The following is a 14,865-nucleotide window of genomic DNA, read 5'->3' as shown; positions in this document are numbered from 1 at the left end:
CCTGTATTTGAAAGGCATCATGAAATCATCTTCCAGCCTGTATCACACATTGTGCGCCGCGCTGCTGTTCGCGCTGGCATTGTGCAGCTTCCATGCCGTGGCGGCGCCGGCCGGCAGCGCCATCGGCAACGCGCCGCAGGGCACCCTCGTCATCATCGGCGGCGGCTTGCGCGCCGACAATGCCGAAGTCTGGCAGCGCATCGTCAAGCTGTCGGGCGGGCCGGGGGCGCGCATCGCCGTGCTGGCGTCGGCCGCGATGAACCCGGAAAAATCGGGCGAAAGCATCATCAAGAAACTCAATCAATATGGCGCCGACGCCTTTTTCGTGCCGCTGGCCGTCAAGCTGGCCAATCGCGATTACCGCAAGGCGGCCGAAGACCCGGCCATCGTCACGCAGATCAAGTCGGCCACCGGCATCTATTTTGCCGGCGGCGACCAGGGGCGCATCACGCAAGCCCTGCTGCGCCCGGACGGCAGCCGCACGGCCGCGCTGGAAGCCATCTGGTCGGTCTACCGCAACGGTGGCGTGATCGCCGGTTCCAGCGCGGGCGCGGCCATCATGAGCACCACCATGTTTTACGACGCCAAGCCCGTGCTCGACATGCTCAAGATGGGCGTGACGGATGGCCGCGAAATCGCGCCGGGGCTGGGCTTCATCGGCAGCGACGTGTTCGTCGACCAGCATCTGCTGGTGCGCGGGCGCTTTGCCCGCATGATTCCCGTGATGCTGAAAAAAGGCTATCACCTGGGCCTGGGCATCGATGAAAACAGCGCCATGGTGGTCGACGCCATGCGCGACGTGGAAGTCATCGGCTACAGCGGCGCCCTGCTGATCGACCTGTCGGGCGCCATCAGCGACCGTGGCGTGAAAAACTTCAATATCAGCAACGCTGCCATCAGCTATCTGGACCGGGGCGACAAATTCAACCTCGTCACGCGGGTGTTTACGCCATCGCCGGACAAGGCCGACAACAAGCTCGATCCGAACCAGCCCGACATGCGCGAACCCGTGTTCACCAACGATATCCTCGGCAACAACGCCGTGCTCGACCTGATGGGCAATTTGATCGACAACGCGCAGCAGGAAGCCATCGGCATCGCCTTCGGCAACCCGCGCGACCCGTATCCGGACCTGGGCTTCGAGTTCCGCTTCAGTAAAACGGTCAACAGCGTCGGCTACAGTTCGACCGAGGCGGAAGCGTATTCCGTGCTGAAGCTGCGCCTCGACATCCGCCCCATCCAGCTGCGCCAGCCGCTGTACCGCTACAAATAAGCTGCGCCAGTGCGCCGCCAGCGCGGCCACGCGGCGATCGTCAGGGCCCGCAGCAGCCATTCGACGGGTCCATAAGAGTGGCCGCGCAGCCACCAGCGACTCAGCGGCAGCTGCGCGCCAAAGATGATGGCGGCCAGCGCCAGGGCACCGAGTGGCGACACACTGCCCATCAGCCGCGTCCCATACGCGAGAAACAGCACGGCGCAGATGGCCGACTGCAGCAGGTAGTTCGACAGGGCCATGCGGCCCGTGTCTGCCAGCAGCGCAAACAGCGTGCCGTCGCGCAGGCGCTCGAACAGCGATAGCGCCAATGCCAGGTAGGCGCCCGCCAGCAGCGGCGCGGTGGCCAGTCCCACGGCCAGTCCCGCCACCTGCCATGCCTGGCTGTCGCCATACACGGAGGTCCACGCATAGAAGGCGGCGCCAGGCAAACCGACCAGCGCGCCGGCCCGCAGCAGGCGGCGGCGCAGCGGCAGATAGTCGGCGGCGTGCAGCAGCATCTCGCGCTTGCCGGCGGCCAGGCCGCACAGGAACATGGCCAGCGCGCACGGCGCCTGCACCAGCAGCAGGACGATCCAGATGTCAGCGAGTTCGCGCAGGTGCTGATGGACGACGGCGGTCGGCGTGGCGCGGTAGGCGGCCAGCGCGCTTGCCGCCTTTTGCGCCATCGCCACGGCGTTGTCGGCGGCGTCGCCCGCCGGCTGCAGGCTTTGCAACCATGCCATGCCAACCCAGAATGCCACGCAGACGGCGATGAGGATAAAGGCCAGGGTCAGGGCGGGCCGTTCGCCGCAGCGGTGCAGCGCCAGCAGCACGATGCCCAGCAGAGCATAGGTGGTCAGTATGTCGCCATGAAACAGGAACACGGCGTGCAGGGCGCCGATCAGCCACAGGCCCGCTTGCCGGCGCAGCATGCGCGGCGCGAACGGCGCCTCGGCACGCGCGGCCGCCTGCATCTGCAGGGTGAAGCTGTAGCCGAACAAAAAGGAAAACAGCAGGTAGAACTTGGTCTCGAACAGCAGGGCGACGAGAAAATGCGTGGCGCGGTCCACGCCGCCGGGAAAGGCGGGATCGGTCAAGCCCAGGCCGAACCACGGCGTGGCGAAGGCGCCGATATTGACGACCAAAATGCCGAACAGGGCGCAGCCGCGCAGGGCGTCGACGTCGGCGATGCGCGTGGGCCGGGTCTGCATGGAGGCGCTCATGCCAGGGCAGGGCGCAGGAAGCGCGCCAATAACAGGTGCAGGCTGGCCCGCTGCGCCAGCGGCGCGTAATCGGGATCGACGGCGACGCGGTTGAAGATGCCGTCGATCAGCGCGGCGATCCAGCCGGCCGTTTGCGCGACGTCCAGCGCGGCGTCCGTCTGGCCCTGCGCGGCCGCTTCTTCCAGCAAGGTTTGCACGCCGCGGCGCAGGCTGGCGTCGTTGCGCGCCACCCTGGCCGCGATGTCCGTGTCGCGCATCGCTTCGGCGGCGATGTCCAGCGCCAGTCCCGCAAAGTCCGCATCGGCCGCCAGCGCCAGCACCAGGTCCATGAAATCGAGCAGGGCGCCGTAGGCATCGGCGCCGCCTTGCACGCCAGCGAAATAGGCGGCCGTCTCGCTGCCTTCCTGGTCGACGATGGCGGCGATGATGGCTTGCTTGGTGGGGAAGTAATGAAACAGGTTGCCGGGACTCATGCCCGCCTGCGCGCAGATGGCGGCGGTGCTGGTCTGGTGAAAGCCCTTGCGCGCGAAGCAGTGGCGCGCGGCGGCGAGAATGGCGTCGCGGCGGGCCGCGTGTTTATCGGGATCGATGGTGCGCATGGTTCCCTCCTTTAATTAATCGACTAGTCAGTCTAATATAATCCGATTGCCTTGCCTGGTCAAGCTGGCCGCTTTGCACGCTCGCTTCCTGTCGCTACAATGTGCCGCAGCGGTTTTTCCCGCGCCTGCCGGCAGGCCCGCCGATTGTTTGGAAAACCGATCCCTTCACCTGTTTTTCTACCGTTTTAGGAATGACATGCAGCAGACTCCGATTCGATCCTTCCTCTGCGCGCTGGCGCTGGCCGCCGGCATCGTCCCTGCCGCGCAAGCTGCCAGTGCCGCCCAGCCGGCCACCATGCGCCTCGATTACCAGCACAGCGGCAATGCGCTGGGCGAGCATTACGCGGTCGAGCGCGTGCTGGTCGAGCCCCTGCCATGGCCGGGCAACCTGGCGCGTCCCATCGACGACAGCAACCGTGGCAACAATATGCTGGAAGTGGTCGACATCAAGTCGGGCAAGGTGCTGTATTCGCGCGGCTTTTCCACCATCTTCGGCGAGTGGGCCAGCACGGATGAAGCGAAAACCACCACGCGCGCCTTCCAGGAATCCGTGCGCTTCCCGCAGCCCGAGCAGCCCGTGCGCGTGCGCATCCTCAAGCGCGACGAGCGCGGCCTGTTTTCCATCGTGTGGAGCACGGACGTCGATCCGGCCGGGCAGGACGTGATCCGCAAGCAGCCGCCGGCCCCCGTCAAGCCGATCCCGATACGCATCAGTGGACCTTCCAGCGACAAGGTCGACCTCTTGATCATGGGCGATGGCTATACGGCCGCCGAAATGGGCAAGTTCGAAGCGACGGCGCGCAAATTGGCCGACCATCTGTTTACCGTCTCGCCGTTCCGCGAGCGGGCCAATGACTTCAACGTGTGGGCCATGGCCGCGCCGACGCCGGAGTCGGGCGTGTCGCGTCCCTCGACGGGCGTGCATCACGCATCGCCCTTGGGCACGCGCTACGATATCTTCGGCAGCGAGCGTTATGTGCTGACGACGGACAACCGCGCGCTGCGCGACCTGGCGCAGTACGCGCCGTATGAATTCATCGAAATCCTCGTCAACAATGATACCTACGGCGGAGGCGGCATCTTCGGCCAGTTCAGCACGGCGGCGGCCAACAACGACTGGGCCAACTACCTGTTCGTGCACGAATTCGGCCACCATTTCGCCGGCCTGGCCGACGAGTACTACACCTCGCCCGTGGCCTATCAGTCGAATGGCGAACGCCAGGAACCGTGGGAGCCGAACGCCACGGCGCTGCGCGATCCGGCCAGGCTGAAATGGAAGAATCACGTGAAGGCGGGCACGCCGTTGCCGACGCCGTGGCCGAAGGAAGCGTACGACAGCCATGCGCGCGAATACCAGAAGCAGCGCGCGGCCCTGCGCGCGGCCAACCGCCCGGAAAGTGAAATGAGCGGCTTGTTCAAGGCCGACCTGGCATACACGCAGCAGCTGTTCTCGAAGGCGCCGCAGCGCCATGCGGTGGGCGCCTTCGAAGGCGCGCATTACGAGTCGTCCGGCTATTACCGGCCCGAGATGCAGTGCATCATGTTCGACCGCAGCGAGACGTTCTGCTCCGTATGCCAGGACGGCATCAGCACCATCATCGACCTGTATTCGCGTCCGGCCCCGGTTCCGGGCAAATAAGGCCATTGATGTTTTAGCCAGCAGCAAAGCAAGGCGGGCCATGTTGCATCGCAATAGCATGGCCCCCATTTATTTCCTTCCCCCGCCTGGTACATTGCGCCAGGTCGCCCCATTGCTTGTTTTCCAGGCAATCTCCCCTTCTTTTGCACGGCCGCCTTTCTGTGCGCCAGCCCCACGATGTTATCAAACAAGCACTGCGATTCGCTTGCTTGTCAATTAGTTCATTTAAATAATATTGATGTAGAATTTGATGTATATCAATGTTGCATTGCCGCAATCGCACTTATAGTTGACCTAGCTCAAAACGATAAGCATGCGGACCGGACTCATCGCGAATCACGTATCTAAATGCTGTAGAGTAATTTTCGCCCTGTACCAGTTCCCCGAGAATGCACTGGTGCCGGCCTCGAATTTCAGTGACGGAAGCCGATTCATGAAGATGCAGACCCCCGCGCCCGACGCGTGCAGTACCCTCCACCCCCATACACCGATTACCTTGCCGTATGCGCGCGCCGGCGGCGTCACCCTGGCCATGTGCGCCGCCGCCCTGCATGCGGGCGCCGTGCGATCCGTGCATGCGGCCACGCCGTGGCCCGCCCTGCGTCCGGTCCCGGCATGACGGCCCCCTTGCCGCACCTGCCCTTGCAGGGCAAGCGGGGGCTGGTGGTGGGTATCGCCAATGCGCAAAGCATCGCCTGGGGCTGCGCCAGCGCCCTGCGCGCGGCCGGCGCCGAACTGGCCGTCACCTGGCTCAATGACAAGGCCAGGCCGCACGTGGAGCCGCTGGCGCTGCAGGTGCAGGCGTCCATCATGGCGCCGCTCGACGTGGCCGTGCCGGGGCAATTGGAGGCGCTGTTCGCGCAGATCGAACGGCAGTGGGGACGCATCGACTTCGTCGTCCATTTCATCGCCTATGCGCCGAAACACGACTTGCATGGCCGCGTGACGGACAGCTCGGCCGGCGGCTTTGCGCAGGCGATGGATGTCTCGTGCCACTCCTTCATGCGCATGGCGAAACTGGCCGAACCCCTGATGCGGGACGGCGGCAGCTTGACGACCATGAGTTATCTGGGCGCCGAGGAAGTCATCGCCGACTACGGCCTGATGGGGCCCGTCAAGGCGGCGCTGGAAGCGTCCGTGCGCTACCTGGCCGCCGAACTGGGCCCGCAAGGCATCCGCGTGAACGCCATTTCGCCGGGGCCACTGGAAACGCGGGCCGCTTCCGGCATCGCCCATTTCGACCGCCTGATGGCCGACGCCATCGAACGCTCGCCCATGCGCCGCCTGGCCACCATCGAGGACGTGGGCGCGCTGTGCGCCTTCCTGGCCGGCGACGGCGCGCGTGCCATCACGGGCGGCACCCTGTACGTCGATGGCGGCTACAACATTCTGAATTGACTGGAAGATGATGACCATGGCTGTTTTTACCTTGCCACACCGCGCCATGCTGGCCGCGCTGGCCACCACGCAGGCCCTGGCCGGCTGCGCCTCGATGGCGCCGCCGTATGCGCCACCGCCGCTGCCCGTGGCGGCGCAGTATCCCGAGAGCGATCCGGCCGGCGCGCATGCGCCCGACGTCGCCTGGCAAAGCTATTTCGCCGACCCGCGCCTGCAGGCGCTCATTGCGCAGGCGCTGGCCAGCAACCGCGATATCCGCATCGCCGCGCTGCGCGTGGAAGAGGCGCGCGCCGCGTACGGCATCCAGCGCGCGGAGCAATTTCCCACCATCGCGCTGGGCGCCTCCGGCAGCCGCGCACGCGTGCCAGACGACCTGAGTCCGACGGGCCGCGCCATGACGAGCGCGCAGTACCAGGCGGGCTTGAACGTGAGCGCGTGGGAACTCGATTTCTGGGGCCGGGTGCGCAGCCTGAAGGACAGCGCGCTGCAAACCCTGCTGGCCAGCGACGAGGCGCGCCGCGCCGTCGGCGTGGCCCTCGTGGCGCAGGTGGCCAATGGCTACCTGGGCTTGCGTGAACTCGACGAAAGGGTGGAACTGGCGCGCGCCACCGTCGACAGCCGCGCCGAATCGCTGCGCATCTTCACGCGCCGCTTTGAAGTCGGGTCGATTTCCAAGCTGGACCTGACGCAGGTGGAAACCCTGCTCAGCCAGGCCCTCTCGCTGTCGGCCCAGCTGGAACAGGCGCGCGCCGTGCAGGCGCACGCGCTGGCCCAGCTGGTGGGCGGCCCCGTCGATCTGACGCCGGTGGCTGGCGAGGTGCGCCGCTTCGACGACGCCAGCGTGCTGCAGCCGCTGCATGCGGGCCTGCCCTCGGCCTTGCTCACGCAGCGCCCCGACCTGATCGCGGCCGAACACCAGCTGCGCGCCGCGCAAGCCAATATCGGCGCCGCGCGCGCCGCCTTCTTCCCGACGATTTCGCTGACGGCCGCCTACGGCACGGCCAGCGCGGAATTGAGCGGTTTGTTCGATTCTGGCAGCGGCGCCTGGAATGTCGCGCCACGCCTGGTGCTGCCGATCTTTGACGCGGGCCGTTTGCGCGCCAATATGGACCTGGCCGAAGTGCGCCGCGACGTGGCCGTGGCCAACTATGAAAAGAGCGTGCAGGGCGCCTTCCGCGAAGTGGCCGACGCGCTGTCGAACCGGCGCTGGCTGGCGCTGCAGGTCGACATCGGCAAGACGACCCTGGCCGCACAGAGCGAACGGGCACGCCTGGCCAAGCTGCGCTACGACAATGGCGCCGCGCCCTACCTGGAAGTACTCGACGCGCAGCGCGACTTGCTGACGGTCGAGCAGCAGCTGGTGCAGACGCGCCGCGCGCTGCTGTCGAGCCAGGTCAGCCTGTATGCGGCCCTGGGCGGCGGCGCACCCGTCACCTCCACCGCCGCTTCCACCCACTAATTTGATCCCCCCGATACCATGAATGCTCAACTGAAGAAAAAACTCATCCCCGCGGCACTCGTCGTGGCCGTTCTCGTGCTGGGCTATGTGGCCTGGCAAAAAATGCGTCCCACCGGTCCTGGCGAAGGTTTTGTCAGCGGCAATGGCCGCATCGAAGCGACGGAAATCGACGTCGCCACCAAGCTGGCCGGGCGGGTCAAGGAGATCCTCGTGCGCGAGGGCGACTTCGTCAAGGCGGGCCAGCCGCTGGCCACCATGCAGGTCGATTCCCTGGCGGCCCAGCGCGACGAGGCGCGTGCGCGCCAGCAGCAGGCATCCGATGCGGTGGTGGGCGCGCAGGCGCAGGTGGCCGTGCGCGAGAGCGACAAGGCGGCCGCGCTGGCCATGGTGGCGCAGCGCGAAAGCGAACTCGATGCGGCGCGCCGCCGCCTGGCACGCTCCGAAACCCTGTCGAAAGAAGGCGCGTCCTCGGTGCAGGAACTCGACGACGACCGCGCCCGCGTGCGCAGCGTGGCCGCCGCCCTGAATGCTGCCAGGGCGCAGGTGACGGCGGCGCAGGCGGCCATCGACGCGGCCAGGGCGCAGGTGGTCGGCTCGCGTTCCGCCGTCGTGGCGGCCGAGGCGACGACGGCGCGCATCGACGCCGACCTGGCCGACGGCCAGCTGGCGGCGCCGCGCGACGGCCGCGTGCAATACCTGGTGGCGCAGCAGGGCGAAGTATTGGCCGGCGGCGGCAAGGTGCTCAACCTGGTCGACCTGTCGGACGTCTACATGACCTTCTTCCTGCCCGAGACGGCGGCCGGCAAGGTGGCGCTGGGCGGCGAAGTGCGCATCATCCTCGATGCGGCGCCCCAGTACGTGATACCGGCGACGATCTCGTTCGTCGCCGCCAGCGCGCAGTTCACGCCGAAGACCGTGGAAACGGCCAGCGAACGCCAGAAACTGATGTTCCGTGTGAAGGCGCAGATCAGCCGCGAACTGCTGCAAAAGCATCTGGCGCTGGTGAAAGTGGGCTTGCCCGGCGTGGCCTGGGTGCGTCTCGATGCGAAGCAGGCCTGGCCCGCTGAACTGACGGCGAAGGTTCCGCAGTGACCGTGGCTGCCACTTCCCCAGTCGTCAGCATCCGCGGCGTCAGCCAGCATTACGGCAAGACGGTGGCGCTGGACGGCATCGACCTCGACGTGCCGGCCGGCCGCATGGTGGGCTTGATCGGACCCGATGGCGTGGGCAAATCGAGTTTGCTGTCGCTGGTGGCGGGCGCGCGCGCCGTGCAGCAGGGCACGGTGATGGCGCTGGGCGGCGACATGCGCGATGCGCGCCACCGCGACGACGTCTGCCCGCGCATCGCCTACATGCCGCAAGGGCTGGGCAAGAACCTGTATCCGACCCTGTCGGTCGAGGAAAACCTGCAGTTTTTCGCGCGCCTGTTCGGCCACGACGCGGCCGAGCGCCGCCGCCGCATCGACCAGCTGACCCGCAGCACGGGCTTGCAAGCGTTCCTCGCGCGCCCGGCGGGCAAGCTGTCGGGCGGCATGAAGCAGAAGCTGGGCCTGTGCTGCGCGCTGATCCACGATCCCGACCTGCTGATTCTCGACGAGCCGACCACCGGCGTCGATCCGCTGGCGCGCGCCCAGTTCTGGGACCTGATCGCCGGCATCCGCGTGCAGCGCCCGCAAATGAGCGTGATGGTGGCCACCGCCTACATGGACGAGGCGCAGCGCTTCGACTGGCTGGTGGCCATGGATGACGGCAAGGTGCTCGATACGGGCACGCCGGCCGAACTGCTGGCGCGCACGGACAGCGGCAACCTGGAAGCGGCCTTCATCAAGCTGCTGCCCGAAGCCAAGCGCGCGGGCCACCAGCCCGTCGTCATCACGCCGCTGGACGCGGCCAGCGCGCAGGACGTCGCCATCGAGGCGCAGGACCTGACCATGCGCTTCGGCGATTTCACGGCCGTCGACCATGTGAATTTCCGCATCGGCCGCGGCGAAATCTTCGGTTTTCTCGGCTCGAACGGCTGCGGCAAGTCGACCACCATGAAGATGCTCACGGGCTTGCTGCCGGCCACGGAAGGCAAGGCCTGGCTGTTCGGCAAGCAGGTCGATTCCAGCGATATCGATACGCGCCGCCGGGTCGGCTACATGTCGCAGGCCTTCTCGCTGTACAGCGAACTGACGGTGCGCCAGAACCTGGTGCTGCACGCGCGCCTGTTCCACGTGCCAGAGGGCGAGATACCTGCGCGCATCGACGAGATGGCGCAGCGCTTCGACTTGCGCGCGGTGATGGACGACTTGCCCGACAGCCTGCCGCTGGGCATACGCCAGCGGCTATCCTTGGCCGTGGCCATGGTGCACAAGCCGGAAATGCTGATCCTCGACGAACCGACGTCCGGCGTCGACCCGATCGCGCGCGACAATTTCTGGCGTCTGATGATCGAGCTGGCGCGGCGCGACCACGTCACCATTTTCATTTCCACCCACTTCATGAACGAGGCCGAGCGCTGCGACCGCATCTCGCTGATGCATGCGGGGAAAGTGCTGGTCAGCGATGCGCCGGCCGAACTGGTGCGCAAGAAGGGCGCGCCCTCGCTGGAAGCGGCTTTCATCGCCTACCTGGAAGAGGCGGGCGGTGGTACGGCAGCGGCGACGGTGGGGGAAACGCCGGCGCCCGTGCGGAAGGTGGAAGCGGCCGCGCCGCCGCAGCAGGAACAACACCGGCGCAGCCGCTTCAGCCTGGGCCGCATGCTCAGCTACATGTGGCGCGAGACCCTGGAGCTGCGCCGCGACCCCGTGCGCCTGACCCTGGCGCTGGGCGGCTCCGTGCTGCTGCTGTTCGTCATCGGCTTCGGCATCAGCCTCGACGTCGAAGACTTGAGTTACGCGGTGCTCGACCATGACCAGACGACGTTGAGCCAGAATTACACGAACAACCTGGCCGGCTCGCGCTACTTCATCGAGCGAGCGCCGCTGCGCGACTATGCCGATATCGACAAGCGCATGCGCAGCGGAGAACTGTCGCTGGCCATCGAGATCCCGCCCGGCTTCGCGCGCGACGTGCAGCGCGGCGCGCCGGCCCAGGTGGGCGCGTGGATCGACGGCGCCATGCCGATGCGCGCGGAAACCGTGCAGGGCTACGTGCAGGGCATGCACCAGCTGTGGTTGGCCGACCAGGCCTTGCACCGCTATGGCATCACGATGAGCAATCCCGTCGCCATCCAGACGCGCTACCGCTACAACCCCGACGTGAAAAGCCTGCCGGCCATGGTGCCGGCCGTGATTCCCTTGCTGCTGCTGATGCTGCCGGCCATGCTGGCGGCGCTGTCCGTCGTGCGCGAAAAGGAATTGGGCTCCATCATCAACCTGTACGTGACGCCCGTCACTCGCCTGGAATTCTTGCTCGGCAAGCAGGTGCCCTACGTCGTGCTGGCCATGTTCAACTTCCTCCTCATGGCGCTGCTGGCCGTCACCGCCTTCGGCGTGCCGGTCAAGGGCAGCTTGCCGACCCTGATCGGCGCCACGTTCATCTTCAATATCTGCGCCACCGGCATCGGCCTGTTCGCCTCGACGTTTACGCGTAGCCAGATCGCGGCGCTGTTCGTGACCATGATCGGCACCATGATCCCGGCCATCCAGTTTTCCGGCTTGCTCAATCCCGTCTCGTCGATGGAGGGCGTGGGCAAGGCCATCGGCCTGATGTACCCGGCCACGCACATGCTCAATATCAGCCGCGGCGTGTTCAACAAGGCGCTGGGACTGGGCGACCTGCACGCCTCGTTCTGGCCATTGATCATTGCCATCCCCGTGATCCTCGGCGTGACGGTGGCGCTGCTGAAGAAGCAGGAGAGCTGATATGCGCCACCTTGAAAACATCTACCGCCTGGGCGTGAAGGAAATCTGGAGCCTGATCCGCGATCCGATGATGCTGATCCTGATCCTCTACACGTTTACTTTGGCGATTTACGTGGCCGCCACGGCCAAGCCGGAAACCCTGCACATGGCGTCGATCGCCATCGTCGACGAGGATGGCTCGCCGCTGTCCGGGCGCATCGCCTCGGCCTTCTTCCCGCCCCAGTTCACGCCGCCGGCCATGATCAACCAGAGCCAGGTCGACACGGGCCTGGACGCGGGCCGGTACACCTTCGTGCTGACGATCCCGCCCAAGCTGCAGGCCGACGTGCTGGGCGGACGCCAGGCGGAGCTGCAGCTGAACGTGGACGCCACGCGCATGAGCCAGGCCTTCAGCGGCAGCGGCTACATCCAGCAGATCGTCGCCGGCGAGATATCGGAATTCGCCAAGCGCTACCGGGGCGCAACCGTCTCGCCTGTGGAGCTGGTGATGCGCGCGCGCTTCAATCCGTCGCTGAGCCAGGCCTGGTTTGGCTCGCTGATGGAACTCATCAACCAGGTGACGATGCTGTCGATCATCCTCACCGGCGCGGCCCTGATACGCGAACGTGAACACGGCACCATCGAGCACTTGCTGGTGATGCCCGTGACGCCGGCCGAAATCATGCTGGGCAAGGTCTGGTCGATGGGCCTCGTCGTGCTGCTGGCCGCCGCCCTGTCGCTGAACCTGGTGGTGCGCGGCATGCTGCACGTCCCGATCGAGGGCTCGATCGCGCTGTTCCTGTGCGGCGCGGCCCTGCACCTGTTCGCCACGACGTCGATGGGCATTTTCCTCGCCACCGTGGCGCGCAGCATGCCGCAGTTCGGCATGCTCTTGATCCTCGTGCTGCTGCCGCTGCAGATGCTGTCGGGCGGCAGCACGCCGCGCGAAAGCATGCCGGAACTGGTGCAGAACATCATGCTGATCGCCCCGACCACGCATTTCGTCGAACTGAGCCAGGCGATTTTGTACCGGGGCGCCGGCATCGACGTCGTGTGGAAACCGTTCCTGGCCCTGCTGGCCATCGGCACGGCGCTGTTCACGTTTGCCCTTGCCCGTTTTCGCAAGACCATCAGCCAGATGGCGTAGCCCCCGCGCCGGAATGGTCCGGCGTGTGTTTGCATGAAAAGGATAGCCATGAAGACCGAAGCTGCACCATTTTTTTCCGCCGGCGGCTTGCCGTCGCTGGGCGTGCTGGGCGACTATGCGCGCGACTCGTGGCAGCGCATCGTGCTGTACGCGGACGTGATGCGCCGGCGCGGCAACCAGTACCAGGAGCACATGGCCGAGGAAGTGCCGAACGTGCTCGACTTCCCCGCCGAACTGGTGATGTCGGGCCTGGAACTGGCGCGTCCCGTCAACTACGGCCTGGCGCGCATCCTGACGCCCGATGCGCCCGAACCCGATCCATCGAAACGGCCCTTCGTCGTCGTCGACCCGCGCGCCGGACACGGTCCCGGCATCGGCGGCTTCAAGGCCGAGAGCGAGATCGGCGTGGCCCTGCGCGCCGGCCATCCGTGCTACTTCATCGGCTTCCTGCCCGATCCCGTGCCGGGGCAGACGGTGGAAGACGTCATGCACGCCGAGGCGGCCTTCCTGGAAAAAGTCATCGCCCTGCATCCGCTCAGCGAAGGTAAACCCGTCGTCATCGGCAATTGCCAGGCGGGCTGGCAAATCCTCATGACGGCGGCCATGCGCCCGGAATTGTTCGGTCCCATCATCGTGGCCGGCGCGCCCGTGTCGTACTGGGCCGGCTGGCATGGCCGCAATCCGATGCGCTACGCGGGCGGCCTGATGGGCGGCAGCTGGGCCACGGCGCTGGCGGGCGACCTGGGCAACGGCCGTTTCGACGGCGCCAGCCTGGTGCAGAATTTCGAGAAGCTGAACCCGGCCAATACGCTGTGGAGCAAGCAGTACAACTTGTACGCGAACATCGACACGGAAGCGCCCCGTTACCTGGAATTTGAAAAATACTGGGGCGGCCACGTTTTTCTGAACGACGTCGAGATGCAGTACATCGTCGACAATCTGTTCATCGGCAACCGCCTGGCCACGGCCGAATTGATCACCTCCGACGGCGTGCGCCTGGACTTGCGCAATATCCGTTCGCCCATCGTCGTGTTCTGCTCGAACGGCGACAACATCACGCCGCCGCCGCAGGCCCTGGGCTGGATCACGGACCTGTACCGCGACGACAAGGACGTACTGATGCACGACCAGACCATCGTCTACGCCGTGCATGACAGCATCGGCCACCTGGGCATCTTTGTGTCGGCCAAGGTGGGGCACAAGGAACACCAGAAATTCGCCAGCAATATCGACCTGATCAACCTGCTGCCGGCCGGTATCTATGAAGCGAGGATCGTCGACAAGACGCCCGATACGCCGAACGCGGACCTGGCCAGCGGCGACTATGTGCTGCAGGTCGAGCATCGCGGCATCGACGACGTGCGCGCCATCGTGCAGCCCAGCGTGGAAAACGACCGCAAGTTCGCCGCCGCCGCGCGCGTGTCCGAGGTGAACCTGGCCCTGTACCGCACGTTCGCGCAGCCGTGGGTGCGCGCCATGGTCACGCCGCAGACGGCGCGCTTCCTGCAGCTCGCGCACCCGCTGCGCGTGTCGTACGAGCGCTGGACCGATCACAATCCACTGGCCAGGCTGGTGGCCAGGGAGGCCGAAAAAGTGCGCGCCCAGCGCCAGCCGGTAGCGCCCGACAATCCGCTGCTGGCCATGCAGGAAGCCGTCTCCGGCGCCATCACGGCCGGCTTGAACGGCTGGCGCGACTGGCGCGACATGGTGCAGGAAACGACCTTCGACCTGGTGTACGGTTCGCCCCTGGTGCAGGCGCTGACGGGACAAGCCATCGGCGACACGACGCCGCCGCGCCCCCATCCCGGCATCTCGCCAGAGCATTGCGAGTACGTGCGCTGCGAAACGCGCAAGATGGACGAGGACATGCAGCGGGGCGGCCTGGTGGAAGCGGCCGTGCGCGCGCTGTTCTACATCTACCGCTTCCGCATGATCGCCGACGAACGCAGGGTCAACCTGGCCCTCAAACTGATCAAGCCGCAATACCGGCAGGATGTCGGCATGGAGGAATTCCGCGGTATCGTGCGCCAGCAGGCGCGCCTGATGCTGCATGATTTCGACGCGGCCATCGCCGCCTTGCCGGTTTTGCTGTCGCGCGCCGACCCGGACGATATCGGCGCGCTGGCCGAGTGGCTGCAGCAAGTGCTGCAAGTGCCCGAAGCGCCGACGCCGGACGAGGAAGCGAGCCTGCAGCAGATGCTGGACGTCTTCGACCGCGCGGTCAAGGCGCAAACGAAGGCGCAGCCGCCGGACGCGCGCACATCCGCTACCGGCCCCAAAGCCAGACCGGCCAAACACATTACTCCCGTATAGAAGGC

The 14,865-nt window shown here is 66.2% G+C and carries 11 protein-coding genes; 9 read left to right on the top strand and 2 right to left on the bottom strand.

Annotated features, from left to right (window positions below; all coding sequences use genetic code 11):
- Positions 1–19 precede the first annotated feature (19 nt).
- Entirely contained in the window at positions 20–1,273 is a 1,254-nt protein-coding gene (locus BLU39_RS07630) for a cyanophycinase (protein ID WP_092712199.1), read from the top strand.
- Here BLU39_RS07630 and BLU39_RS07625 read toward each other — a convergent pair.
- Positions 1,264–2,466, bottom strand: coding sequence for a DUF418 domain-containing protein (locus BLU39_RS07625; protein WP_232731207.1), 1,203 nt, complete (start codon positions 2,464–2,466; stop codon positions 1,264–1,266). The two genes, BLU39_RS07630 and BLU39_RS07625, sit on opposite strands and share 10 nt — an antisense overlap.
- A gap of 8 nt (positions 2,467–2,474) precedes the next feature.
- Positions 2,475–3,077, bottom strand: coding sequence for a TetR/AcrR family transcriptional regulator (locus BLU39_RS07620; protein WP_092711594.1), 603 nt, complete (start codon positions 3,075–3,077; stop codon positions 2,475–2,477).
- A 196-nt stretch (positions 3,078–3,273) separates the two neighbouring features.
- Between BLU39_RS07620 and BLU39_RS07615 the strand changes: the two genes are divergently transcribed.
- The 8 genes from BLU39_RS07615 to BLU39_RS07585 all read left to right on the top strand — a co-directional run bounded on the left by BLU39_RS07615 (position 3,274) and on the right by BLU39_RS07585 (position 14,860).
- Entirely contained in the window at positions 3,274–4,716 is a 1,443-nt protein-coding gene (locus BLU39_RS07615) for an IgA Peptidase M64 (RefSeq protein WP_092711592.1), read from the top strand.
- 433 nt (positions 4,717–5,149) lie between these two features.
- Complete coding sequence (locus BLU39_RS28135; protein ID WP_139178201.1) at positions 5,150–5,335, top strand: hypothetical protein; 186 nt, start codon at positions 5,150–5,152, stop codon at positions 5,333–5,335.
- Complete coding sequence (fabI, locus tag BLU39_RS07610; RefSeq protein WP_175539237.1) at positions 5,332–6,114, top strand: enoyl-ACP reductase FabI; 783 nt, start codon at positions 5,332–5,334, stop codon at positions 6,112–6,114. Before BLU39_RS28135 ends, fabI begins: the two co-directional genes overlap by 4 nt.
- Positions 6,115–6,130: 16 nt before the next feature.
- Positions 6,131–7,573 carry an efflux transporter outer membrane subunit gene (locus BLU39_RS07605; protein ID WP_254788914.1) on the top strand — a complete coding sequence of 481 codons (1,443 nt, stop codon included), beginning with the start codon at positions 6,131–6,133 and terminating at the stop codon, positions 7,571–7,573.
- 18 nt (positions 7,574–7,591) lie between these two features.
- Positions 7,592–8,665, top strand: coding sequence for an HlyD family secretion protein (locus BLU39_RS07600; RefSeq protein ID WP_092711590.1), 1,074 nt, complete (start codon positions 7,592–7,594; stop codon positions 8,663–8,665).
- A gap of 2 nt (positions 8,666–8,667) precedes the next feature.
- Positions 8,668–11,421 (top strand): ribosome-associated ATPase/putative transporter RbbA, encoded by a 2,754-nt coding sequence (gene rbbA / locus BLU39_RS07595; protein ID WP_269800020.1) that lies wholly within the window; start codon positions 8,668–8,670, stop codon positions 11,419–11,421.
- 1 nt (position 11,422) lies between these two features.
- Entirely contained in the window at positions 11,423–12,547 is a 1,125-nt protein-coding gene (locus BLU39_RS07590; RefSeq protein ID WP_092711586.1) for an ABC transporter permease, read from the top strand.
- A gap of 48 nt (positions 12,548–12,595) precedes the next feature.
- Positions 12,596–14,860: a DUF3141 domain-containing protein gene (locus BLU39_RS07585; protein ID WP_092711584.1), complete on the top strand. Its 2,265-nt coding sequence runs from the start codon at positions 12,596–12,598 to the stop codon at positions 14,858–14,860.
- Positions 14,861–14,865: the final 5 nt, after the last annotated feature.

This window comes from Janthinobacterium sp. OK676, from assembly GCF_900103595.1.
Taxonomy (GTDB): domain Bacteria; phylum Pseudomonadota; class Gammaproteobacteria; order Burkholderiales; family Burkholderiaceae_D; genus Janthinobacterium.
Note: the sequence above shows the minus strand (reverse complement) of the source record. Positions and strands in the feature narration are given on the sequence as shown.

Excerpts from the sequence above, each read along its gene's own strand:
- BLU39_RS07630 (WP_092712199.1), top strand. The coding sequence starts at position 20 with ATGAAATCATCTTCCAGCCTGTATCACACATTGTGCGCCGCGCTGCTG.
- BLU39_RS07625 (WP_232731207.1), bottom strand. The coding sequence starts at position 2,466 with ATGCAGACCCGGCCCACGCGCATCGCCGACGTCGACGCCCTGCGCGGC.
- BLU39_RS07620 (WP_092711594.1), bottom strand. The coding sequence starts at position 3,077 with ATGCGCACCATCGATCCCGATAAACACGCGGCCCGCCGCGACGCCATT.
- BLU39_RS07615 (WP_092711592.1), top strand. The coding sequence starts at position 3,274 with ATGCAGCAGACTCCGATTCGATCCTTCCTCTGCGCGCTGGCGCTGGCC.
- BLU39_RS28135 (WP_139178201.1), top strand. The coding sequence starts at position 5,150 with ATGAAGATGCAGACCCCCGCGCCCGACGCGTGCAGTACCCTCCACCCC.
- fabI (WP_175539237.1), top strand. The coding sequence starts at position 5,332 with ATGACGGCCCCCTTGCCGCACCTGCCCTTGCAGGGCAAGCGGGGGCTG.
- BLU39_RS07605 (WP_254788914.1), top strand. The coding sequence starts at position 6,131 with ATGGCTGTTTTTACCTTGCCACACCGCGCCATGCTGGCCGCGCTGGCC.
- BLU39_RS07600 (WP_092711590.1), top strand. The coding sequence starts at position 7,592 with ATGAATGCTCAACTGAAGAAAAAACTCATCCCCGCGGCACTCGTCGTG.
- BLU39_RS07590 (WP_092711586.1), top strand. The coding sequence starts at position 11,423 with ATGCGCCACCTTGAAAACATCTACCGCCTGGGCGTGAAGGAAATCTGG.
- BLU39_RS07585 (WP_092711584.1), top strand. The coding sequence starts at position 12,596 with ATGAAGACCGAAGCTGCACCATTTTTTTCCGCCGGCGGCTTGCCGTCG.